Source organism: Micromonospora sp. NPDC051141 (assembly GCF_044455765.1).
GTDB lineage: Bacteria > Actinomycetota > Actinomycetes > Mycobacteriales > Micromonosporaceae > Micromonospora.
In genome coordinates this window covers 1-21,419 of record NZ_JBITFD010000022.1, presented here as the reverse complement: position 1 = coordinate 21,419, position 21,419 = coordinate 1, and the positions used below count along the sequence as shown (strand labels likewise).

General features: G+C 73.7%; 21 protein-coding genes and 2 pseudogenes. 5 read left to right on the top strand and 18 right to left on the bottom strand.

Annotated elements, in window-relative coordinates; translation table 11 throughout:
* Positions 1–3: 3 nt before the first annotated feature.
* The 10 genes and pseudogenes from ACIA6B_RS30110 to ACIA6B_RS30065 all read right to left on the bottom strand — a co-directional run bounded on the left by ACIA6B_RS30110 (position 4) and on the right by ACIA6B_RS30065 (position 8,316).
* Positions 4–1,923: a proton-conducting transporter membrane subunit gene (locus tag ACIA6B_RS30110; protein WP_396778543.1), complete on the bottom strand. Its 1,920-nt coding sequence runs from the start codon at positions 1,921–1,923 to the stop codon at positions 4–6.
* Complete coding sequence (gene nuoK, locus ACIA6B_RS30105) at positions 1,920–2,213, bottom strand: NADH-quinone oxidoreductase subunit NuoK (RefSeq protein WP_369700202.1); 294 nt, start codon at positions 2,211–2,213, stop codon at positions 1,920–1,922. Before nuoK ends, ACIA6B_RS30110 begins: the two co-directional genes overlap by 4 nt.
* An 8-nt stretch (positions 2,214–2,221) precedes the next feature.
* Entirely contained in the window at positions 2,222–2,743 is a 522-nt protein-coding gene (locus ACIA6B_RS30100) for an NADH-quinone oxidoreductase subunit J (protein ID WP_396778541.1), read from the bottom strand.
* Position 2,744: 1 nt separating this feature from the next.
* Complete coding sequence (locus tag ACIA6B_RS30095; protein ID WP_396778626.1) at positions 2,745–3,626, bottom strand: NADH-quinone oxidoreductase subunit H; 882 nt, start codon at positions 3,624–3,626, stop codon at positions 2,745–2,747.
* A 38-nt stretch (positions 3,627–3,664) separates the two neighbouring features.
* Positions 3,665–4,822: a hypothetical protein gene (locus ACIA6B_RS30090; protein WP_396778539.1), complete on the bottom strand. Its 1,158-nt coding sequence runs from the start codon at positions 4,820–4,822 to the stop codon at positions 3,665–3,667.
* Positions 4,813–5,163, bottom strand: a complete 351-nt coding sequence (locus ACIA6B_RS30085) for an NADH-quinone oxidoreductase subunit A (RefSeq protein WP_396778537.1) — start codon at positions 5,161–5,163, stop codon at positions 4,813–4,815. Before ACIA6B_RS30085 ends, ACIA6B_RS30090 begins: the two co-directional genes overlap by 10 nt.
* A 68-nt stretch (positions 5,164–5,231) precedes the next feature.
* A pseudogene (locus ACIA6B_RS30080) lies at positions 5,232–5,813 on the bottom strand (cbb3-type cytochrome c oxidase subunit I); the annotation flags it as partial.
* 346 nt (positions 5,814–6,159) lie between these two features.
* Positions 6,160–7,374: a cation:proton antiporter gene (locus tag ACIA6B_RS30075; RefSeq protein WP_396778535.1), complete on the bottom strand. Its 1,215-nt coding sequence runs from the start codon at positions 7,372–7,374 to the stop codon at positions 6,160–6,162.
* A gap of 49 nt (positions 7,375–7,423) precedes the next feature.
* Positions 7,424–7,829: pseudogene (locus ACIA6B_RS30070) on the bottom strand (ChaB family protein).
* Positions 7,830–7,881: 52 nt separating this feature from the next.
* Positions 7,882–8,316 carry a phage holin family protein gene (locus ACIA6B_RS30065; RefSeq protein ID WP_396778533.1) on the bottom strand — a complete coding sequence of 145 codons (435 nt, stop codon included), beginning with the start codon at positions 8,314–8,316 and terminating at the stop codon, positions 7,882–7,884.
* Between the two features lie 138 nt (positions 8,317–8,454).
* Between ACIA6B_RS30065 and ACIA6B_RS30060 the strand changes: the two genes are divergently transcribed.
* Both ACIA6B_RS30060 and ACIA6B_RS30055 read left to right on the top strand, forming a co-directional pair.
* On the top strand, positions 8,455–9,741 hold the full coding sequence (locus ACIA6B_RS30060) for a low temperature requirement protein A (RefSeq protein WP_396778531.1): 1,287 nt from the start codon (positions 8,455–8,457) through the stop codon (positions 9,739–9,741).
* A gap of 107 nt (positions 9,742–9,848) precedes the next feature.
* Complete coding sequence (locus ACIA6B_RS30055) at positions 9,849–10,529, top strand: hypothetical protein (protein ID WP_396778529.1); 681 nt, start codon at positions 9,849–9,851, stop codon at positions 10,527–10,529.
* 141 nt (positions 10,530–10,670) lie between these two features.
* On the opposite strand, the gene ACIA6B_RS30050 is transcribed toward ACIA6B_RS30055, so the two are convergent.
* Complete coding sequence (locus tag ACIA6B_RS30050) at positions 10,671–11,354, bottom strand: peptidoglycan-binding protein (protein WP_396778527.1); 684 nt, start codon at positions 11,352–11,354, stop codon at positions 10,671–10,673.
* A gap of 309 nt (positions 11,355–11,663) precedes the next feature.
* Here ACIA6B_RS30050 and ACIA6B_RS30045 point away from each other — a divergent pair, with 309 nt between their 5' ends.
* Positions 11,664–12,872: a DUF2254 domain-containing protein gene (locus ACIA6B_RS30045; RefSeq protein WP_396778525.1), complete on the top strand. Its 1,209-nt coding sequence runs from the start codon at positions 11,664–11,666 to the stop codon at positions 12,870–12,872.
* 17 nt (positions 12,873–12,889) lie between these two features.
* Here the strand turns inward: ACIA6B_RS30045 and ACIA6B_RS30040 are convergent, their stop codons facing one another.
* Genes ACIA6B_RS30040 through ACIA6B_RS30030 form a run of 3 tightly spaced genes read right to left on the bottom strand, consistent with a single transcriptional unit; the run spans position 12,890 to position 14,035 of the window.
* Entirely contained in the window at positions 12,890–13,321 is a 432-nt protein-coding gene (locus ACIA6B_RS30040; protein WP_396778523.1) for a hypothetical protein, read from the bottom strand.
* A gap of 38 nt (positions 13,322–13,359) precedes the next feature.
* Entirely contained in the window at positions 13,360–13,731 is a 372-nt protein-coding gene (locus tag ACIA6B_RS30035; protein ID WP_396778521.1) for a DUF1330 domain-containing protein, read from the bottom strand.
* A gap of 34 nt (positions 13,732–13,765) precedes the next feature.
* Positions 13,766–14,035: a BON domain-containing protein gene (locus ACIA6B_RS30030; RefSeq protein ID WP_396778519.1), complete on the bottom strand. Its 270-nt coding sequence runs from the start codon at positions 14,033–14,035 to the stop codon at positions 13,766–13,768.
* Between the two features lie 225 nt (positions 14,036–14,260).
* Here ACIA6B_RS30030 and ACIA6B_RS30025 point away from each other — a divergent pair, with 225 nt between their 5' ends.
* On the top strand, positions 14,261–15,949 hold the full coding sequence (locus ACIA6B_RS30025; protein WP_396778517.1) for a serine/threonine-protein kinase: 1,689 nt from the start codon (positions 14,261–14,263) through the stop codon (positions 15,947–15,949).
* Positions 15,950–15,979: 30 nt separating this feature from the next.
* Here ACIA6B_RS30025 and ACIA6B_RS30020 read toward each other — a convergent pair whose 3' ends face one another.
* Both ACIA6B_RS30020 and ACIA6B_RS30015 read right to left on the bottom strand, forming a co-directional pair.
* Positions 15,980–17,080 (bottom strand): PP2C family protein-serine/threonine phosphatase, encoded by a 1,101-nt coding sequence (locus tag ACIA6B_RS30020; protein ID WP_396778515.1) that lies wholly within the window; start codon positions 17,078–17,080, stop codon positions 15,980–15,982.
* On the bottom strand, positions 17,073–17,876 hold the full coding sequence (locus tag ACIA6B_RS30015) for a potassium channel family protein (protein ID WP_396778513.1): 804 nt from the start codon (positions 17,874–17,876) through the stop codon (positions 17,073–17,075). Before ACIA6B_RS30015 ends, ACIA6B_RS30020 begins: the two co-directional genes overlap by 8 nt.
* A 14-nt stretch (positions 17,877–17,890) precedes the next feature.
* Here ACIA6B_RS30015 and ACIA6B_RS30010 point away from each other — a divergent pair, with 14 nt between their 5' ends.
* The gene (locus ACIA6B_RS30010) at positions 17,891–18,478 is read left to right on the top strand and encodes a MarR family winged helix-turn-helix transcriptional regulator (protein ID WP_396778511.1); all 588 of its coding nucleotides are present in this window, start codon (positions 17,891–17,893) and stop codon (positions 18,476–18,478) included.
* 268 nt (positions 18,479–18,746) lie between these two features.
* On the opposite strand, the gene nhaA is transcribed toward ACIA6B_RS30010, so the two are convergent.
* Complete coding sequence (nhaA, locus tag ACIA6B_RS30005) at positions 18,747–20,075, bottom strand: Na+/H+ antiporter NhaA (RefSeq protein WP_396778509.1); 1,329 nt, start codon at positions 20,073–20,075, stop codon at positions 18,747–18,749.
* Between the two features lie 204 nt (positions 20,076–20,279).
* The coding region (locus tag ACIA6B_RS30000) for a cation:proton antiporter (RefSeq protein WP_396778507.1) at positions 20,280–21,419 on the bottom strand (1,140 nt) is incomplete at its 5' end.

The window sequence follows — 21,419 nt, the reverse complement described above, 5'->3', positions numbered from 1 at the left end:
GACTCACCTCGCCAGCAGCAGGATCAGCACGGCGGCGCCCAGCACGAGGACCGCCTGGACGTAGTACTGGTTGATCAGGCCGGTCTGCGGCCGGCGGGCCAGCGCGCCGAGCCGGCGGGCCGCCCGGGCGAGCCGGCGTACCAGGGCGTCCACCCCGTGGTCGTCCACCCGGGCCAGGGCGACCGCGAACCGCCGGGTCACGATCGGCGCGGCACCGACCGCGCGGTCGAGCCCGGCGTCGTCGAACCTCGCCAGCCCTCGCGCCACGCCCAAGGCCGCGTCCGGCACCGCGTGCACGGCCCGGTCGAGCACCCGGTCGTCGAAGCAGGCCAACCCCCGGGCCAGCGCGAGGGTCGGCCGGACCACCAGCAGCCGGGCGGCCCGGTCGAGCCCCAGCCAGACCCGCGCCCAGCCCGGTGCCGGCAGCCGGGCCGGCGCGACAACCGCCACCGTGACACCGGCGACCGCGAGCAGGCCGGACAGGACCAGTTCGGCGGCCCGGGTCGGCGGGGCCGGACCGGCACCGACCGCGTCGGCCACCGCCCCGGACAGCGGCGGCAACGCCAGCGCGCCGAGCACCGCCGCGCCGACCGCCAGCGCCACCAGCGGCGCGAGCTGCCCCCGAGCCACCTCCCGGGTGCCGTCGCGCTCGGTGTCGTACCCGGCCTCGACGCCGGGCGGCACCGGGCGCAGGACCACCGCGAGCGCCCGACCGGCGTAGAGGGCGGCGAGCAGCGCGCCGGCCAGACCGACCAGGTACAGCGCCGGGGACCGCTCGCGGGCACCGGCGAGCACCTCGTCCTTGGTGGCCCACAACGCCAGCGGCGGTACCCCGGCCAGCGCCAGGGCGCCCACCGCGAACATGCCTCCCACCAGCGGATAACGGCGGCCTGCCCCGCGCAGCGCGGACAACCGCCGGGTGCCGAACGCGGTCAGCCACGCCCCGGCGGCGAGGAACAGCAGCGCCTTGGTGGCCGCGTGCCCGACCAGGTGCGCCACAGCGCCGGCCGGGGCGACGGCGGCGCCCAGCACCACGTACCCCAGTTGGGCGCTGGTGGAAGCGGCGAGTAGTTGCTTCAGGTCGGTCTGGGCCAGCGCGACCGCGCCGAGCGCCAGGGCGGTCAGCGCGCCGCCCCAGGCCGCCACGTCCACCGCCCAGCCGGTCGCCACGAGCAGCGGGTGCAGGCGGACGAGCAGGTAGCCGCCCATCGCCACCATGGCGGCGGAGTGCAGCAGCGCGCTGACCGGGCTCGGGCCGAGCATGGCCCGGGACAGCCAAAACGAGAACGGCAGTTGGGCCGCCTTGCCGAAACCGGCGGCCAGCACGCCCGCGGCGGCCAGATCCCGCCAACCCGGCGGCAGCCCGGCCAGCCCGGTCAGGTCGAGCGCGCCGCCGGCCAGTCCGGCACCCGCGGCCAGGTAGAGCCCGAGGTCGCCGGCGCGGGTGGTGAGGAACGCGGTGCCGCCCGCCGCGACCGCGTCGTCGCGCCGCCAGTGGTACGCGATCAGCGCGTACGACATCGCGCCCATGACCTCCCAGCCCAGCAGCAGCACGGGCAGCGTCGTCGCGGTGGCGGTGAGCAGCACCGCGGCGAGGAAGAGCAGCATCAGCCCGTGGAACCGGGACCGGTCGGCACGGATCTCGACGGCGGCGTACGCCAGCACCAGCAGCGCCACCGCGGCCACCGCCGGCACGACGAGCGCGGCGAGCCCGTCGACGGTCAGGGCCCACCGGGCACCGGCCAGGAACGGGGCGTCGACGGCCGGCCGGGTCAGCGCCACCGCGACGGCCAAGGCCGTCACCAGCGTGGCCACGGTTAGTCCCAGCACCGGAGCGGTCCGGTCCGCCCGTCGCCCGCCCAGCAGCAGCGCGCCGCCGGCGACGGCCGGGAGCACGACCAGGGTCCACAACGCCACGCTCATCCCCGCAGCTCCCCCGCCATGTCGGTCATGTCGGCGTCGCTCGACCGGAACAGCAGGGTCACCACGGCGAAGCCCATCGCCATCTCCACGGTCATCGCGGCGATCACCACCAGGACCAGGACCTGCCCGTCGGGCTGCTGCGGGGCCAGGAACCACCAGAGCGCGGCGGCGGCCACGATCACCCCGTTGATCATGAGCTCCAGGCCCATCATCACCATCACGGCGGCCTGCTGGCTCAGTGCTCCGTACAGGCCGACGCTGAACAGCGCGGAGGCGAGCAGCAGGAACATCGGCAGCGTCACGGCCGCTCCGAAGAGCCCGCGCGGTCGTAACGGCCCCGCGCGGTGGCGAGCACCAGAGCGGCGACCATGGTGGCGAACAGCACCGCGGAGACCGCCATCATGACCAGCATCTTCGAGCCCATGATCGCCTCGCCCAGGGCCCGGGTGGGGTCGGCGGGCGGCCCGCCGCGGCGGGTGGGCCACGGCACGAGCACCGAACCGGCCGCCAGCACGACGAACACCCCCACCGAGACCGCCAGCGCGCCCCGGCGGTTGTGCAGCATCGACATCGGCATGAGACCGGCCGGGTTCATCATGAACATGACCATGAAGACCGCCATGATCGCCATCTCCATGACCATCATCAGGACGGTCACCACGCCGAGATAGCCCAGGTCGAGCAGGAGCAGCTCACCACCGACCGCCACGAACGACAGCGCCAGCGCGAACGTCGCCCGGGCCATCGAGTCCACCGTGAACACCGCCACGCCGGACGCCACGGCCACAAGCGCCAGCACGACGAAGACGACGACGGCCACCTCAACCCCTCCCCACCACGATCACCGCCACCGCGAGCACCTGCGCCAGCGTGGCGGGCAGCACCACCAGCCAGGCCACGCGCATCAACCGGTCCGCCCGCAGCACCGGCACCCGGTCGCGCACCGCCACCAGGGCGGCCAGCACGGCCAGCGTCTTCACCAGGCTCCACAGCCACGCCGGCAGCAGCGGCCCCGAACCGCCGCCGAGGAACAGCGCCACCGCCGTCGCCGCGCCCGCCACCAGCAACGCGTACCGGCCGGCGAGCAGGACCAGCCGGTCCACGCCGGACGGCTCCGCCAGCACCCCGCCGGCCACGTCCCGCCCGTCCGGGTAGGCGAACGGCCCGGACATGCTGAACGCGAGCACCGCGCCGAGGAGGACCAGGAACGCCACCGGCATCCACACCACGAACCACAGCTCCCGCTGCGCCGCCACCACGTCGGCGATCCGCAGGCTGCCGGCCGCCGCCGCCGGAGCGGTCAGCGCGAACATCAGCGGCAGCTCGTAGCCGAGCGCCTGCGCCAGGAACCGGTAGCCCCCGACCAGGCCGTGGACGCTGTTGCTCCCCCATCCGGCGAGCCACACCGCCGCCCAGAGCAGCACGTCCATCGCGTTGAACCAGACCACCCCGACCGGCAGGTCGGCCACCACCCGGTCGCCCAGCGGCACCACCACGACCATGAGCAGCGCCACCACCAGCGGCCCGGCCAACCCGAGCCGCCACAGCAGCAGATCCGCCGCCACCACCGCCCGCCGTCGCTGCCGCAGCAGCCGGGCGGTCTCCCACAGCGGCCGCCCGGCGCGGTGCACGAGCGTCGGGCCGCCGGCCGGGTCGAGCAGGCCCGCCAGCACCGCAGCGGCCAGCGCCGCCGTGAGCAGCATCCCGGCGGCGGGCAGGACACCCCACCAGGGGGCGGCGGTCACGACGGCATCCCGGTGGTCGGCAACTCGTCCGGGTCGGGGTCGATCGAGGCGAGCACCACCCGAGCCGCCGCCAGGTCCAGCCCGACAACCAGCCGCGTCGCCAGCTTCAGCACCGTCGTCGCGTCGGGCTCCGGCGCGGCGGCGGGCTCGCCCCCGGCCAGCAGCCGGTCCGTCTCGGCCAGTCGGCGCTCCCAGCGGGCGGTCGCGTCGCCGCAGACCGTCGCCGGGACCTGCACGCCGGCGCGGGCCGCCACCAGCGGAGCCAGCACCCCCAGACCGTCGGTGGCGAGGCGTAACGCGCGCGAGCGCCGGGCCCGGCGGGCGAGCGGTCGGAAGCCGGCATACGCCACGGCGAGCGGCACGTTGTCGACGAGCGCGTCGCGCAGCCGCCGCGCGGCGGTCGCGCCGGCCGGCCAGCCCACGACCGCCCAGAGCCGGCCCAGCGAGTCGAGGTGCGCCACGGCCTGCCGGCGCCGCCGCAGCCCGGAGTGATCCACGTCCGGGTACGGCCGGACGGCCGACGGGTCGGCCGGGGGCAGCACACGGGCGCTCGCCGACTGCACCACGTCGCCCTGCACGGCCAGCTCGACGACCAGGCCGCCCGGCCAGTCCGCCAGCACCGGACCGAGCGCCAGGTGCAGCACGTCCAGCTTCAAACCGTCGCGGTCCTCGGCCCGCTCGGCCATCATCAGCCCACCCGGCATGGACATCGCGTCGTGGTCGTGCCGCGCCGACCCGCCGCCGTGCTGCCCGTGACCCGCCGGCCGCGCGTCGTTCACCTCCGGCTCGTGGCGCGTGTGCTCCCGCGCACACCCCGGCCCCGGGTCCGGCGGCTTGCCGTCGGCCCCGGTCAACCGGGCGACCGCTGCGCGCAGCCCGGGCGCCGCCCCGGTCGGGTCGGTGACCCGCGCCCGTGCCCGAGGCGCCGGGAACTGGTCCCACACCCGCTCGATCGCCGCCGCCAGCTCCGCTCCCGGTTCCCCGGCGACCACCAGCAGGTCGGCGTCCGCCGGGGACGCCGCGAGCGGCCACCCGGCCCGGTCGGCGTGCGCCTCCACAGCCAGGCGGGCGCCGGTGGCGCCGGGCACGGCCGCGACCAGCAGGTGCGGCCGGCGGGCCGCCCAGCGAGCCAGGACATCACCGGTCAGGCCCACCGCAACGCGCCCTCCCGCCAGGCGTAGACGACGCCGGCCATCAGCAGGCCGAGGAAGACGAACATCTCCACCACGGCGGGTGCGCCGACCTCGGCGACCACCACCGCCCACGGGTACATGAACAGCATCTCCACGTCGAAGGCGAGGAAGAGCAGGCTGACCACGTACCAGCGGACGTGGAACCGGGAGACGGCGTGCTCACGGGGCGGCAGTCCGGACCGGAACGCGGCGACGGTCGACGGCGCGGCGGCCACCGCGGTCCGCAGGTGCGCCAGGTACAGCGTGCCCACTCCGGCGGCGGCCAGCCCGAGCATGGCCAGCACCGGCGCGTACCGTCCCATCCGTCCTGGTCCTTCCCGATCAGGTGCCTCCACCCTGCCAGCCAGCCGACGTTCCCGCCCGGTATCGGTCAGTCCGCCTCGGCGCGCGGGTTGGGCAGCGCCGCCGCGGCCCGTTCCTGCCGCAGGTCGTACGCGGGCCGCTCGGAGCGGATCCGCGGCATCCGGTCGAAGATGCGCAGCGGCGGCGGTGAGGACGTCACCCACTCCAGCGAGAGACCGTGACCCCACGGCTCGGGCTCCCGCACCACCGGACCGAAGCGGTAGGAGCGCCAGACGTTCCACACGAGATGCCGAGCACGAACGACCCGATCCTGGAGATCGTGTTCAGCGTGGTGAAGCCGTCCTGGGCCAGGTAGTCGGCGTACCGGCGGGGTATGCCCTCGGCGCGGAGCCAGTGCTGCACCAGGAACGTGGTGTGGAAACCGATCATGGTCAGCTAGAAGTGGATCTTGCTGAGGCGCTCGTCGAGCATCCGGCCGAACATCTTCGGGAACCAGAAGTAGACGACGCCGAAGACCGCGGCGCCACCACGAAGTACGAGTCGTGCACGAGTGGAAGTCCACCGGCGGGCTGGCCAGCAGCACCCCGGTCAGGCCGCCGAGCAGGAACGTCACCAGGAAGCCGAGCGCGATCAGCATCGGCGTCTCGAAGGGGCGCCTACACGCTCATTAACAGCGCGGCGATGCCCAGCGCCGGGCGGCCGGGCCGACAGCATCGTGCAGCAGGGTGAACAGCTCGTCGACGCCGTCGTCGGGGCGCAGCACGGACATGGTCATGGACGTCCTTCACGGAAGGCAGCGGATCAGCGGTCACGAGGCCGCCGCCGCGAGTCATGATCATGCGTGCGGGCAGGGTCGAGCGCCGGAGGTGCGCGCTGAGCCGTCAGGGTGGACGTGGTTCGTCCTGGTGCCGTTCGTCGACAGCCGCGGCTTCGAAGCGCGAGCTACCTCGACCGCTTTCCGGGGAGGCCGGCAGCAAACGCCGGTTCGTCGACCGTTACCGCTTCGAGATTTCGTGGTGTCCGGCGGCGTACCACCGACGGCCCGGCATCGCCGTGGCGCCGTGCACCACGACGCTGAGCGCGACGACGAGGCTGCCGGCGGTCCAGAGCAGCGGGTCGCCCGCCCCCTCGTCGGCGCTGAAGGCCAGGTAGAACAGCGCCGACACGCCGATCGGGCCGAACCAGCCGAGGAAGACCAGATCCCGCCAGGGCATCCCGAGCGACCGCTTCAGCGCCAGCACCACCGGCAGCCGCCGCACCAGCAGGACCGCGACGGCGAACAGCGGCAACCGCCAGCCCGCGTCGAGCCAGTCGCGCCACGGCAGTTCGACGCCGAGCAGGAAGAACAGTGGCAGCACCAGGTAGCGGGTGAGCGAATCGTCCAGCTTCTGCTCCGCGATGCGGGGCTGATCGCCGACGACGCGGTTGTAGGCCAGCCCGGTGACGAACGCGGCGAGGATGCCGTCGGTGTCGAGCACCCGCGCGACCCCGAGCGCGGCGATGCCGAGCAGCACCGCGAAGACCAGCAGCGAGCCCTGGTCGAGGGTCTCCCGGCGGCTCGCCGCCCGGACGGCGTGACCGGCCAGCCAACCGAGCAGGACGCCGACGGCTACCGCGCCGAGCACACCCCACACCGCCACGGTCACCTGGTCGACCCACGGCTGCGCCCCGATGCCGGCCAGGGCGAGCACGACGAGGGGAAACGCGAGGCCGTCGTTGCCGCCGGACTCGCCGCTGACCACCTGCCGGAGCCGGTCGGGCAGTTGCCGCTCGGCTGGGCCGCCGGAGACGATGCTGGAGGCCAGGACCGGGTCGGTCGGGGTCAGGCAGCTGCCGAGCAGCGCGGCCAGGCCCAGCGGCGCGCCGAGTACCAGCCAGGACAGGCCGGTGCTGAGCAGCGCCATTCCGACCATGCCGGCGGAGAGCAGCACGAGCACCGGGCGCAGCACCGCCCGGTAGCCGGCGAGCGGGAAGCGCAGCGCAACCGCCGTCAACGACACCGCCAGCAGGGCTCGGCTCACCTCGCGGTTGAGCTCGGCGCCGAGCCGGTCGCCGACGTCGACCAGGCCGAGCACCGGGCCCGCCAGTGCCCCCAGAGCCAGCGCCAGCAGCGGCTCGGACAGCACGGTCCGGCGGATGGCGCTAGACCAGAAGGCGAGCAGGACACCGAGACCCCCGACGAGGGCGTACGCGAGCAGTAGCGGACTCATGCCCGCCCGCTACCCATCGGGGCAGCGCCCGCTCGGCCGTCTCGCCAGGTCATGTGCGCCGGGCGCGGGCGGTGGCCCGGGCGTTTGCCCTCTCGATCGCCTCGACCAGCTCACCCCTGTTCATGTTCTCCGGGTCGTCGATGCCGACCTTGCGGGCCACGTCGTCCAGGTGCCCCTTGCTGGCGTTGGCGTCCACCCCCTGGGGCGGTGGGCCGGTCGCGGTCGCGCGAGGCCGGGGTGCCCTGGGCCGCCTGGGGGTCGGATGGACCCTTGTGTTCCTTGGGTTCCCAGTGGTCGCCGACCTTCTCGTGGGTGTGCTTCAGCGACGCGTAGGCGGCACGGTGCGCCCGCTCGCCGTCGCCGTAGCTCTCCTCCGCCGACTCCAGCGTCTTCTTGTAGGTGCGAACCGCCTTGTCGACCGAGCGCGCGATGGTCGACGGGACGTCGTCGCGCATCTCCTCGGCCTGCTCGTGCTTGTCCGGCATGTCGCTGCCTCCTGCTCCGGTGTCACCTGTCCAGTTCGTCGCGGGCGGCGTCGGCGCCGGCGGGCAGCACCCGACCGGCGGTCCCGGTGACCATGTCGCGCACGCCGTCGGCGAGCCGCGCCGAGGGACCTCCAGCCGCCCGGAGCTGCGCCAGCCCTGCCCGCCCCAGGACCACGGCGGCGACGAGGTAGCCGGCGGTGAGACCGGCAGCGGCCAGCCGGCGCGGGAGCATCGTCTCCAGCACGCGCAGCACCGTGGTCGACGCCGCACCGGCGCCGAGCACCAGACAACCACCGGCGGCAGCCAGCAGGACGACGCCCACGCCCGCCGGTCGGGCCGCCTCGCCCACCTGCGCGCGTACGGCTCGCACCTCCTCGCGAACGGCGTCGGCCACGTCCTCGGCCAGTCGCTCGGTCGGGCTTCGCCGCCCGTCCCCTCCTCCAGTCCCCGCGCTCACAACACCTCCCACTGCGTCCCGCGTGCTCGCGGCGTACCCGGGCGGGCGGGCGTCACACCGCGACGGCGCGGCTTTCGGTCGGCGGGTGCGACGGCCAAAGCCGGGGCCCGCCACCGCCGGATGCCGGAGACTGGCCGGGTGAGCAGCCCACCCCATCTGCGCCGGTCCCGGTGGCTGATTCCGGTGGCCCCGGGCAGTCGGGTCACGCGGCTGGAGCTGTTCTACGACCTGATCTTCGTCTTCGCCTTCCTCAACGTCACCGGGCTCGTCTCCCGTAACCTGACCGCCTCGGAGCTGGTGGCGGGCGTGGTAGTCGTGGCGCTGCTGTGGTGGTGCTGGACCGGTTTCGTCGCGCTCGGCAACGTGGTCCGCGCCGATCACGGCGTCCTTCCGGTGCTCGGCTTCGGGATCATGGCCGCGGTGTTCGTGCTGGCGATCTCGATCCCGCAGGCGTTCGTCGACCAGCCCGACGATCTGCCGGGCCCCCTGGTGTTCGCCGTCGCATACCTGATCGTGCGAGCCCTGACCTCGGCCGGATTCCTGTTCGTTTTCAGCCGGGCCGGTCACACCCGCGTCCAACTCGCCGCCGTGACCGTTCCGCCGGTGCTGGCCGCCGTCCTGATCGGGCTCTCGGTCGCCGTACCGTGGTGGGTCCCGGCCAACGCGGTCCTGGAGGCCCGCCTGGTCCTGTGGACCGCCGCCCTGCTCGTCGAGTACGCGGTCGGGCTGGTCCTGCCCTACGCGCACTGGTCGCTGCCGTCGGCCGGGCACTGGGCCGAGCGGCACGGCCTGATCGTGCTCGTCGCCCTCGGCGAGGTGGTCATCTCGCTGGGCATCGGACCGGGCCGGTTCGACCGGTTGGCGCTGACCGCCCGGGTGATCACCGCGTCCGTGCTGGGCATCGCACTGGTCGCGGCGATGTGGTGGCTGCACTTCGACAGCCTGGCCGCCGGGGTGGAGCAGATCCTGCACGGCGTCCGAGATCGCGTCCGGGTGCCGCTGGCCCGCGACGTCTACACCTACCTGCACCTGCTGACCATCCTCGGCGTGGTGACCACCGCCCTCGGCCTCAAGCTGCTGCTGGAAGCGGTCGCCATGCGGCACTCCCCGCTGTCCGGTCCGGTCAGCGCGGTCCTGCACAGCGGAGTCGTGATCTACCTGGTGAGTCAGGCGGCGATCGCCCGCCGCGCCTTTCGTCGAACGAGCCGCTCCGCCCTCATCGCCGCCGTGCTGATCGCCGCGCTGACGGTGCCCGGCGCGCTCGTCGCGCCGCTGGCCGCCTTGACGACGCTCGTCGTGTCCTGTGGCGCGCTCGCGGTGTTCCAACGGATGACCGGCGAACGCAGACGGATCAAGGCATCCCTGCGCCGCGAGGAGCACGCCGTCGAGGAGGCGGTCAGCGCCTGGCGGAAGCAGTATCTGTGAGGCGCTCGCGCTGCGGGACCGCCGTGTAGGCTCGCCGGATTCGCGGGGTCGGCGGTCGTGTCGCGAGCGGCCGTTCCCGGCCCCGGGCGCGGGTAGGCTGCGGCAGGGTGAGCGACGATCCCGGCCGCCGACGCCGCGAGGACGAGGCCCGCCTCAACGGCCTCGCCCACCGGTTGGACAAGCCGATGGGCGTCCTTGGGCTGCTCTTCCTGCTGCTCGTCCTGGCCCAGGCGTTCATCCACGACGAGCCGCTCAGCACCGTACTCACCGTAACCAGTTGGATCCTGTGGGCCGTCTTCGTCGCCGAGTTCACGCTCCGCGCCTGGATCGCCCGCCACCGCGCCGGCGAGTTCTGGAAACACAACTGGTGGCAACTGATCTTCCTGGCCGTGCCGTTCCTGCGGTTCCTGCGGGCGGCGAGCGCACTGCGGGCCGCGCGCGGCGGTGGCGTGGTCGCCGCCGCTATCCGCGGTTCCCGCTCCGCCGGCCGGCTGCTCACCGACCGGCTGGCCTGGCTCGCCGTGGTGACCCTGGCCGTGATCCTCGCGGCCGGGCAACTGCTCGTGGTCACCGGCTCCTACCGCAGCCTGCCCCGGGCCCTGCATGACGCGGCCTTCGCCACCATCACCGGTGAGCCGCTGCGCGTGAACGACGCGTTCGCGCAGGTCCTGGAGCTGGTGCTGGCCACGTACTCGGTGGCGGTGTTCGGCACCCTGGCAGGGGCGCTCGGCGCGTTCTTCCTCAGCCGGGAGCGGGCCGAGGACGAGCGCCGCCAACCGGAGGAGTGATTGCCGGCGTCAGGGGCCAGGACGGTCGGCGCGTCCGCCCACGCGGGCCGCGCCATGGGTGGGCTGTGGTGCGGCGTCATCACATCGCCCCTGTCCTCGGCCGCGCTGGTCACCACGGGCTACCCGCTGTGGCCCGGTCGTTCAGTACACCCAGACGCGGGTCTTCTTCGGCAGCACGTCCTGCGCCCACAACCAGTCCATCGCCGGCAACGTCACCCGCACGCACCCGTGCGACGCCGGGTACGGCGGGACGCTGGTGTAGCCGTGGATCGCGATCCCCTGCTCCTGGAAGTACTTCGGCCGGTACAGCCGGCCGAGCGGGCCGTCGCGCCAGCCGTCGACCTGCCAGTCGACGGTCCACCGACCGCGCGGGGTGTCGGCCAGATAGGTCTCGCCCTGGTAGGTGTAGTGCTCGAACGTGCCGGTCGAGGTGTTGAAGATCCGGCTCACCGCACCGTCGTCGACGATCATCAGCAGCTGCCGGTCCAGGTCCACCTCGGCGAGGTGGCCGTCCTTGCTGCGGGCGGCCGGGCGTTTCCCGTCGTCGAGCGCGGCCCGGGTCTTCGCGCCGACGATCCCGTCGGGGCGCAGGCCGGCGGCCTTCTGCAGCGCGTAGACCGCCTGCTCGGTGAGCAGGCCGAAGGTGCCGTCGGACTCGCCGACCCAGTATTCGAGCCGGTCCAGCCGCTCCTGCAACGCCCGGACCGCGTCGCCGGTGTCACCGCGACGCAGCGCCTCCCCCGCCCCGGCGCCGGGCGTGCCCGACGGCGACGCGCTCGACGAGGGCGAGGCCGTGGTCGGGGCGGGCGGGACCGTGGTCGGCATGGGCGGGGCCGTGGTCGGGGCGGCCGTCGGCACCCCGCCCCCCGTCGGGGCGGTCGATGCGCCCGGCGTCGACGTCACCGCCGGGATCGAGCCGGACGAGGCCGGTGCCGGTTCCCGACCGTCGCCGCACCCTGCCGCGAGCGCCAGCAGGGCGGCGGAGGCGACGGATACCGTGATGTGTCGACTCTTCATGATCAGCGCGCCGGGGTCCCGGCCCCACCTCCTTCGTGCGTCCGGTCGAGGTCCGCCTCCAGGTAAACAGACCCGTCGGCAGGTATGCAAAAGGCGCGTACCGGGGACTAGCGCGGGATGAGCACTGCTCCGCGTACCCTTCGGTCCCGCCTGGCGGCCGCGTGGTCGGGGTTCTGGCTGGTGCCGGCGGCGTTCGCCGCCGGGGCCGTGCTGCTGGCCCTCGGCCTGTCGGTGGCCGAGCTGCGACTGGGCCTGCCGACCGGCGGGTTCCTGCCCAGCAGCGTGGCCGGCGCCCGGTCGCTGCTATCGTCGATCATCACCGCGATGATCTCGTTCACCGCGCTGGTCTTCTCCATCACCGTGGTCGCCGTGCAACTCGCCAGCAGCCAGTACTCCCCCCGGGTGCTGCGGACCTTCCTGCAGGACCGGATCACGCAGGCCGCGTTGGGCACGTTCCTGGCGACCGCGCTGTTCGCCATGGTGGTGCTGGCGGCACTGCCGGCCGGCTCCGACGCCCGGCTGCCGGAGCTCTCGCTCGCCGTGACGATGACGCTCGTGCTCGCCAGCAGCGGGTTGTTCGTCTACTACCTGCACCACGTCACCACCGTCATGCGGGTCTCACACATCATCGCCGCGGTCGGCGCCCAGACCCGCCGGGTCATCGAGGAGCAGTATCCGGTCGGCCCGACCGCCGCGCCCGCCGCGCCGCTGGCCCCGCCGGTGCAGGTGATCAATGCGGTGCAGCCCGGCATGGTCCAGCACGTCGACCTCGGCCGCCTCGCCGCGCTGGCCCGCGCACACGACTGCGCCCTGTCGGTCCTGCCCGCGCCGGGTGACTTCGTGGTGGCCGGGCAACCGCTGATCGCGGTCCATCCGATGCCCGGCGACCCGCTCCCGGCGACCGTGCCGGAGTCACGGGCCTGCGTCGCGGTGAACCTCGGCGTGGAACGGACCCTCGGTCAGGACGTCGGGTTCGGCTTCCGGCAGCTGACCGACATCGCCGAACGGGCCCTGTCACCCGGGATCAACGACACCACCACCGCGGTGCGCAGCGTCCAGGAGATGCACGACCTGCTGCGTCGTCTGGCCGGCCGGCCCGGTCACCGGCTGCTCGTCGACGACCCCGACGGCACGCCACGGGTACGGGCCCGGGCACAGGACTTCGACGGCTTCCTCGCGATCGCGGTCGACGACGTCCGGCGGGCGGGACGCGACCAGCCGCGGATCACCCGCCTCCTGGACGACGTGCTGGCCGACCTGCGTGCCGTGGCGCTGCCGGAGCACCTGCCCGACATCGCCCGCAGGACCGTGCACCGGCAGGCCTGAGTAGGCGGCTCCAGCTGTCATTTCCAGATGGTCACCTCCTCGGCGACGAGCGCCCGACCGCCCTCGAAGTCCCGGTACGGGCCGAAGGATCCGAGATCGTAGCGGGCCGACAGGTCACGGTACGAAAACTCGATCACGGTGCCGCTCACGGTCACCAGTTGCGGCGGTTCCGCCGGGGCGGGATCACCGGACAGCACGAGTAGCCTCCCCTTAGTGAGGTCGGCGTCTCGCACGACGAAGGCGGCCCTGGTGAGGACGCGGTCGATCGAGGCGGTCACGGTCAGCCGCGCCCCCACCTCGGCGCGGGCGGCCGTGCCCAGGCGGACGGTGGAGGTCGGCTCCGGCGTCGGCTGCGGGTCCGCCGGCCGGCTGGCGCAGCCGGTGATCAGCATGGCCGCTGTCGACAACGCCACCAGCGCCGGACGCACCAGGGCGTGTCGCCGGTCCACTCGCGGTCGCCCGCTCCGTCGTCGCAGCCGGTTCCGACTCAACTCCGGGTCCAGGGGGCCGTGGGTTGCAGGACGGCTTCCTCCAGCGCCAGGGTCCGCCACCGGGTCACCTCCTGGTATTCCGGGTCGGCGACCATCCGGCTGAACGCCCTCCGGCTCGGGTAGCGCACCAGTAGCACCGCGTCCCATGCCTGTCCCTCCTCGGCCACCAGCGCCGGTCCCCCGTCACCGGCGTAGAGCACCTCACCGCCGTAGCGGGGTAGGAACGTCTCCCGCAACGCAGTGGCGTAACGCTCGTAGGGCCCCCGTCCGCCCTCGACGAAACGCAGCAGGTTGAGCATCACCACCGGGGCGTCGGGGTCGGCGGCGAGGAACTCCTTGAGGTCCCGGCCGGTGGGATCGACTGTCATGATCCACTCTCCTGTCGTCTCGCCGGTGGCGACATCAGATCACGTGCAGCCGGACGTTGACGTCGTGCACTCCGGGCACGGCCCAGGCGAGAACGCGGGCGCGGGTCGACACGTCGGAGGACGTGACCCGCCCTTCCAGGATGACCACCCGATTCTGCGCTTCGACGCAGATGCGCTCGCGGCGCAGCAGCGGATCCCGGTTCATCTGCTCGACGACGCGACACGCCAACCGGGTGTCGTCAGCGACCGGACCGTCGTGAAACAGCGACGGCAGCCCTTCCGGGAAGAACCACGGGTAGCTCACGACTCGTCTCCTCACGTCTCCATCGGCGTCCCTCACGCCCCTACCCCAGTGTTCGACAGGCAATACGACAGCTCCATGACGATCTGCACCCACCCGTGTGACACCTTGCCGTGAACCGCCCCGCCCCGCGCCGGCCGTCGTTTTTCCTGCTGGGGCCCCGGCTAGGAGGGCGGTCGTGCCGCCGCGTGGGCTGCGCGGCCGGGAGTCACCGTGAGGGGGTGCCCGATGCGGGTGTTGGCGGGACGCTACCGACTGGTGCGGCAGGTTGGCCGGGGTGGGTCGGCCGTGGTCTGGCAGGCGGTGGACCAACTGCTCGACCGGACCGTCGCGGTCAAGCTGCTCGCCCCCGGCCCGGCGGAGGACCGCAGATGGCGCGGGGCGGTACGCAGCGAGGCGCGGGCCGCGGCGCGGCTGGACCACCCGAACGTCGCCGCGGTCTACGACTACGGCGAGGCCCGGCTGTCCGGGCTGCGACGCGTGCCCTTCCTGGTGCTGCAGTACGTCGACGGCGAGACCCTCGCCGACCGGCTGCGCCGGACCGGCGCGCTGGCGTGGCCCACCGGTGGCCAGATCAGCGCGGACGTGGCGGCCGGGCTCGCCGCGGTCCACGGGGCCGGGCTGGTCCACCGCGACGTCAAGCCGGGCAACGTGCTGCTCGCGCCCGATGGCGCGAAACTGGTCGACCTCGGCGTGGCGCTCTCCGCCGGCTCCGCCACCGTCGACGGCCGGGGCGAGATCCGCGGTACGCCCTCCTACATGGCACCGGAGCAACTGCGCGGCGAGCCCGCCGCACCCGCATGTGACATCTACGCCCTCGGCCTCCTACTCACCGAATGCCTCACCGGGCAGGCCCCCGCCCGCCCGGATCGGGCCGACCGCCGCGATCACGAGACGACGCTGCGGATCGAGGGGGTGCCCGAGGCAGTCGAAGAGCTGCGGCGCCGTTGCCTCGCGCACGATCCCGGCCGGCGGCCGAGCGCGGACACCATGGCGCGGGTGCTCGCCACCACGGCCCTTCCCGAGGTGGTGCGGGTGCGGCCAGCCGCCGGTGCTCGTCCGGACCTTCGGCCCACGGCTCCCGTCCTGCCCGGGAGCCGCCGCCGGACACCGCTGCGGCGCGCGGCCCTGGTGGGCGGTCTCCCGGCGGTCCTGGCGGGCGCGGTGCTCGTCGCCCAGCTTCCCGGCTCCGGTTCGACGCAGGACGCCTACGGCGCGTCGGAGGCGACGCCGAGCGCGGCCTTCGGCTGCACCGTCACGTACTCGGCCGAACGTGCCCGGGGCACCTTCGACGCCGAGGTGGCCGTCGAGGTGACTGGGAGGCAGCCGACGGACCGGCCCGTGCTGCGGTTCCGGCTGTCGCCCGGCCAGCACCTGGACACGCCGATGGACGCGCGGCAGTCGGGGCGGCTGGTGCGGCTGCCCGTCCCGCTGGAATCCTCGTCGCTGCTCCGGGTGCCGCTGCGAGGAACCTACACCGAGCCCGCCGGGGCCGGCCCGGACGGCTTCACGCTCGCCGGCGTGCCGTGCCGCAGGTCGTCGGCACTGGTCACCATCGCGGACGCCGATGACCGGCGGACGAGCACGCCGACCACCCGCGTACCGCCTGTCCGGACCGACGAACCGACGACACCCCGAACCACCGCGCCCACGACGACACCGCCCGCGCCAGGCACGGTCGAGACTCCGGCGACTCCACCACACGTGACCGCAAGACCCACCGGTCACGTCACGCCGTCGACATCCACCCCCGAGCCGACGGGCAGCCCGACCGCATCCGACCCGACCACGAGCCCGCCCGCCACCCCCTCGTCCCCACCCGCCACGGACGCACCCGGCACGGACACATCGGCCACGCCGGTCTCCCCCACCCCGTCCGGCGCCCCCGCATCCACCGACGCCGACGCCTCTGCCTGACCGCTCACCCTCGGCGGACGAGACGAACCGTCACCGACCGCCACGGCCGACCTCGTCGTCGTCGACCGGCAGCCGCTCGATCAGCAGCAACGCGAGGTCGTCGCGGTGCTCACCGTCGACGTGGGTCCGCACCGCGCGCCAGACCGCGTCGAGCGCCTTGGACAGGGACGGAGCGGACAGCGGCCGGTCGAGGAGCGGGAGCGGGAAAAACCGGCCACCGGCGTCACGCGCCTCGATCAGCCCGTCGGTGTAGAGCAGCAGACGATCACCGGTCGCCCAGGTGTGGCGCGTCGGCGGGTTGCGCCGGCCACCCAGCCCCAGCGGCCGGTCCGGCTCGCGCTCGTCGAGCACGACGGGCGTACGCCCGGGCCGGTGTCGTAGCGGCATGGGATGTCCGCAGCTCATCACCCACAGGTCCGGTCCACGGACCTCCAGCAGGACCGCTGTGACGAAGGTGAACCCGTAGGCCGGCTTCGGTTCCCGGGCGACCAGGGCGTCGAGGTCGATGGCGACCTGCTCCAGCCGGTCACGCACGATCGCGGACTGACGGAACGCGCCGATCACCGCAGAGGCGAGCTGCACCGCCGGTAGTCCCTTGCCGCACACGTCGCCGATGATGACGCGCAGCCGGTCCGGTCCCGGTACCACCTCGTAGAGGTCGCCGCCCACCCCCGCGCCCCGCTGCGCGGAGACGTACCGGGCTCCCAGCGCCACGGCGCCGACCCTGGATGGGACCTCCCGCAGGATGGCCTTCTGGGTGACCCGCACGATCTCGCTCATCTGGCGGATCCGCTCCTCGCGCAGCGTGCGAGCCCGGGCCACGTACAGCGCCGCGACGCTCACCGTTGTCACCACCGCCACGCGCAGGACGTGGTCGAGGCTGCCCAGGGTCTGACTGGGCAGCCCGGCCAGGACGGCGGCGACCGTCGCCGCGGCGGACGCGACGGCGGTACGCCTCGGGGTGTCCACGGCGGCGGCCAGCAGCGGGGCCAGGGCGAGGAAACCGATGAGGACGGCGTGCGCGGCGGCCGCCACGTCGACCAGCAGCACGACGGCGATGAACGCCAACGCCGCAGGCAGTCCGAGCCACGACCGGTGAACCGACTCGGCGGAGCGCCCCGGCTCAGTCATCGACGACGAGCCGATCATGCCTCCCGGCGGCGGAAGATCTTGCGTCCAGCACCGCCCGCAGCGCGGCGATCTCGTCCCGCAGGGCCGCGACGTCGGCGGCGGTGGCCGGCTCCGGTCGGTTCCGGTCGGCGACCCGCTCGACGATCCAGGTCGCGAGCGACCCGGTCACGAAACCGATCAGGCCGATCCCGCCGACCATGAGGCCGAGCGCGACCAGCCGGCCCGCCGTGGTCACCGGGTAGAGGTCGCCGTACCCGACGGTCGTGATGGTCACCGCGGACCACCAGAGGGCGTCGGTGAACGAGGTGATCGAGGCGTCCGGGGCGCCCCGTTCCGCGTCCAGCACTGCCAGAGCCGACACGACCACCAGCAGCACGGTCGTGGCGCTGACGTACAGGGCGAGGCGGCCACGGGCCCAGTCGGTCGTGCGCCGGGTCAGGTTCAGCACGACGGTGACCAGTCGGAGGGCCCGTAGCGGACGCAGGAACGGCAGCACGAGCACGGTCAGGTCGAACAGGTGGGTGCGCAGGAACCGCAGCCGGTCACCGGCGAGGGCGAGCCGTACCAGCAGGTCGGCCCAGAAGAGCAGCCAGATCGCCACACCGGTCACCTCGCAGGCGACCGCCCACCGGTGGGGTAGCTGCGGCACGAGGATGGGCCAGGCGTACGCGGCGAGGAAGACCACGGACAGCAGGGTCAGCGGGGCGGCGCTGAGCTGCTCCCAGCGCCCGGTCGCCCGCTGCCGGGATCCGTCGCGCTGGCCGGACACCGTCCCCACCGCCTTTCCTGCACCCATGCAACCATTGTGTGGTGGAACTCTACGTCCCGCCCGACGCGCCGGCGACGGAGCCCGAGTCGGCGCTCGTCGACGGTCTGGCCGCGCTGAGCAGGGTGCTGGTGGGCTTCACCGCACGGACGCTGGCCGGCCTCGACACGGAGCTGACCCTCTCCCAGTACCGCACGATGGTGCTGCTCGCCGCACGGGGACCGCTTCGAACGGTCGACCTCGCGGCCGCCCTCGCGGTGCACCCGTCGACCGCGACCCGCACCTGCGACCGTCTGGTCCGCCGCGGCCTGGTGGCCCGGCGGCAGGGCACCACCGATCGGCGGGTGGCCTGGCTGGCCCTCACCGGGGCCGGGCGTGACCTGGTCGGGGAGGTGGTCCGTGGGCGGACCGAACGGATCCGCGACCTCGTCCGCGCCGCGGATACGGTCCGTGCCACGACCGAAACGGATCTGATCGGCGCCCTCGTGGCGGCCGCCGGCGAGCCGACCGAGGACACGTGGTGGCGGACCTGGGCGGACAGCGCCCACCGCGAGGCCGGTCCTGACCCGGTCCCCTGTCGACCGAGCGCGATCGTCATGCAACTCGACCACCACAGCAGCCCGGCGGGCTGATCACGCCACAGCCGACCAGCCCTGAGCGCGCTCCTGCGCCTCAGGGTCATCGGTCAGCGTCGGTGACCGCGCCAAGGGCGGGGCGGGCGGCGGTAGGGGTCATGATCGCGATCAGCACGGTCGCTACCGCCACGTGCGGAGCACCGAGGATGATTGGCACCTCTTCGCGCTTGCCCCCTCGGGCCGGCCAAAGCCGCCTCGCGGTGGTCCTGCCGTCGTCGTCGGGTCGATTCGTTCCGCCGTACCGGCCGCCCGGCGGCGGTCCGGTTCAGTGTCCCGACGCCTGGCCGGGCCGTGGCTGGTAGATGTCCGGCACGCCGTCCTGGTCGCGGTCGGTGGTCTCCAGTTCGCGGACCCGTCGGTAGACCCGGGTGCGGGCGCGTAGGACGACGGTCGCGAGCAGCGCGGAGAGCAGCGATCCGGTGAGTACCGCGACCTTGACGTGGTCGTCGCGTTCGCTGCCGAGGCCGTAGGCGAGTTCGCCGATGAGCAGGGAGACGGTGAACCCGATGCCGGCGAGCAGCGCCAAGCCGAGCACGTCGTACCAGTTCAGGCCGTCTTCCGGGTCGGCTCGGGTGACGCGCGACGCCAGCCAGGTGGCGGCCATGATGCCGATCGGTTTGCCGACGATCAGGCCGACCACGATGCCGAGCGCGACCCGGTCGGTGAGCGCGGTGGTCAGCCCGGCCAGGCCGCCGACGGTCACCCCGGCGGCGAGGAAGGCGAAGACGGGCACCGCCACCCCGGCGGAGAGCGGCCGGATCCGGTGCTCGAAGTGCTCGGCCAGCCCTGGTCCGGCGTCCGGACCGCCGGCTGCGGCGCTGCGGACGACCGGGACGGTGAACGCGAGCAGCACCCCGGCGACTGTCGCGTGCACGCCGGACTCGTGCACCAGCACCCAGGTGGCAGCCGCCAGTGGGAGCAGCAGCCACCAGGAGCGCACCCGGCGCTGCACCAGCAGGCCGAAGACCGCCAGCGGGATCAGCGCCCCGGCCAGCGGCCCGATGGACAGGTCGGAGGTGTAGAACACGGCGATGATGATGATGGCCAGCAGGTCGTCGACGACGGCCAGGGTGAGCAGGAAGGTCCGCAGCGCCGAGGGCAGCATCCGGCCGACCACGGCGAGCACGGCGAGGGCGAAGGCGATGTCGGTGGCGGTCGGGACGGCCCACCCCCGCGCGGCGCCCTCCCCCGCGTCGGCGGTGATCAGGACGAACAGCAGCGCGGGCACCGCCACTCCGCCGACCGCGGCGGCGACCGGTATGGCCGCGCGGCGGGGATCGCGGAGGTCACCGGCGACGAATTCGCGCTTGAGTTCCAGCCCGGCGACGAAGAAGAAGATCGCCAGCAGGCCGTCCGCGGCCCAGGTGGCGAGACTGAGGTCGAGGTGCAGCGCGGCGGGCCCGACCCGCAGGTCGCGCAGGGAGTGGTAGCTCTCCGCCCACGGTGAGTTGGACCAGAGGAGCGCCAGCACCGCCCCCACCAGTAGCAGGGCGCCACCGACGGTTTCCTTTCGGAGGATGGTGGAGATGCGGCTGGTCTCGCTCCACGAGCGGCGGGCGAACAGGCTGGTGCTGCGGCGGTCGGCGTCAGACACGGAACTCCTCGTCGGCAGGCAGGGACCATCACCTCGCCGACCAGGCTTCCCGGCACACCGTGACCAGCCTATCCGCCCCGGCGCCGGACGTATCGATCTTCGCCGGTCAGGCAGCCGCCGCCCGCCCGAACGGTCGTCTCCGGCGCCCTGCGGCAGGCCACCGGCCGGCGTCCTCGTTGCCCAGCGGTCGCCACCGGATCGGCGTCACCTCGGCTCGGCGGGATCGTCGGGTCCGTTGCCGTGGGAGCCGGTGACCGGAGCGGTCCGGCTCTCGCGGTCCGTCCGGTCGGTTCGGGGTGGTGGCGTCACCGCCGGGCGGCGGGCGTGTCCGATCCGGCGCAGCACGCCGTGCCAGGCGGGTGTCTCGCGGGATTCGTCGAAGGCCCGCGCGACCACGACGTCGGTGGAGGAGTGCGCCAGGATCGAGATGACGATGGTCAGCGCCACGAGGTGGAAGACCTCGTCGCCGGCGGCGATGCCGGATTCGAGGACCAGTAGCCCGTAGACGACCGAGGCGAAGCCCTTCGGGCCGAACCACATTGCGGCGGCCTGTTCCCGCAGGCCCAGCCCGGAGCGCAGGAAGGAGATCCACAGCGCCACCGGTCGGGCCACCACGATGGCCAGGACGGCGAAGAGCCAGCCGGTCCAGGAGATCTCCCCGAGGAACGCAGGCGAGATCAGCGCGCCGAACACCAGCAGCGCGGCGAGTTTCAGCAGTTCGGCGACGTTCTCCCCGAAGTGCTCGAAGGCGGCCCGCTCCCGGGGCCCGAAGGTGGCCACGGTGATGCCGGCGGCGAACGCGGCGAGGAACAGGTTGCCGTGGGTGGCCTTGCCCAGCGCCAGCACCAGCAGCCCGATCGCCACCCCGTTGAGCGGGGCGTACGCCGCGGAGGCGGCGAACCAGCGGGTGCGCTCCAGCGCGATGGCGGCCAGCGGCACCAGCACACCGATCAGCAGTCCCACCGCCAGCTCGGTGCCCAACTCACTTAGATGCAGGTCGTCGGAGCCGGCCGCGACCGCCAGCAGCACCACCACGAAGGGCAGGGCGAGACCGTCGTTGACGCCGGACTCGACGTTGAGCAGGTGCCGCAGCCGGGCGGGCACCTTGTCGTTGCCGACCAGCGCGGCGGCGAAGACCGGGTCGGTGGGGGCGAGGATCGCCCCGACCAGCAGCGCCTCCGGCCAGTCGAGCCCGGCGACATAGTGGGCCAGCACCGCGGTGACGAGCAACGTCAGCGGCAGTCCCCAGCCCAGGGCCCGGCCCGGTAGCCGCCACGCCGACCGTAGGTCGGCCCAACCGACGCGCATCCCGTCGGTGAACAGCACCGCGAACAGCGCCAGCTC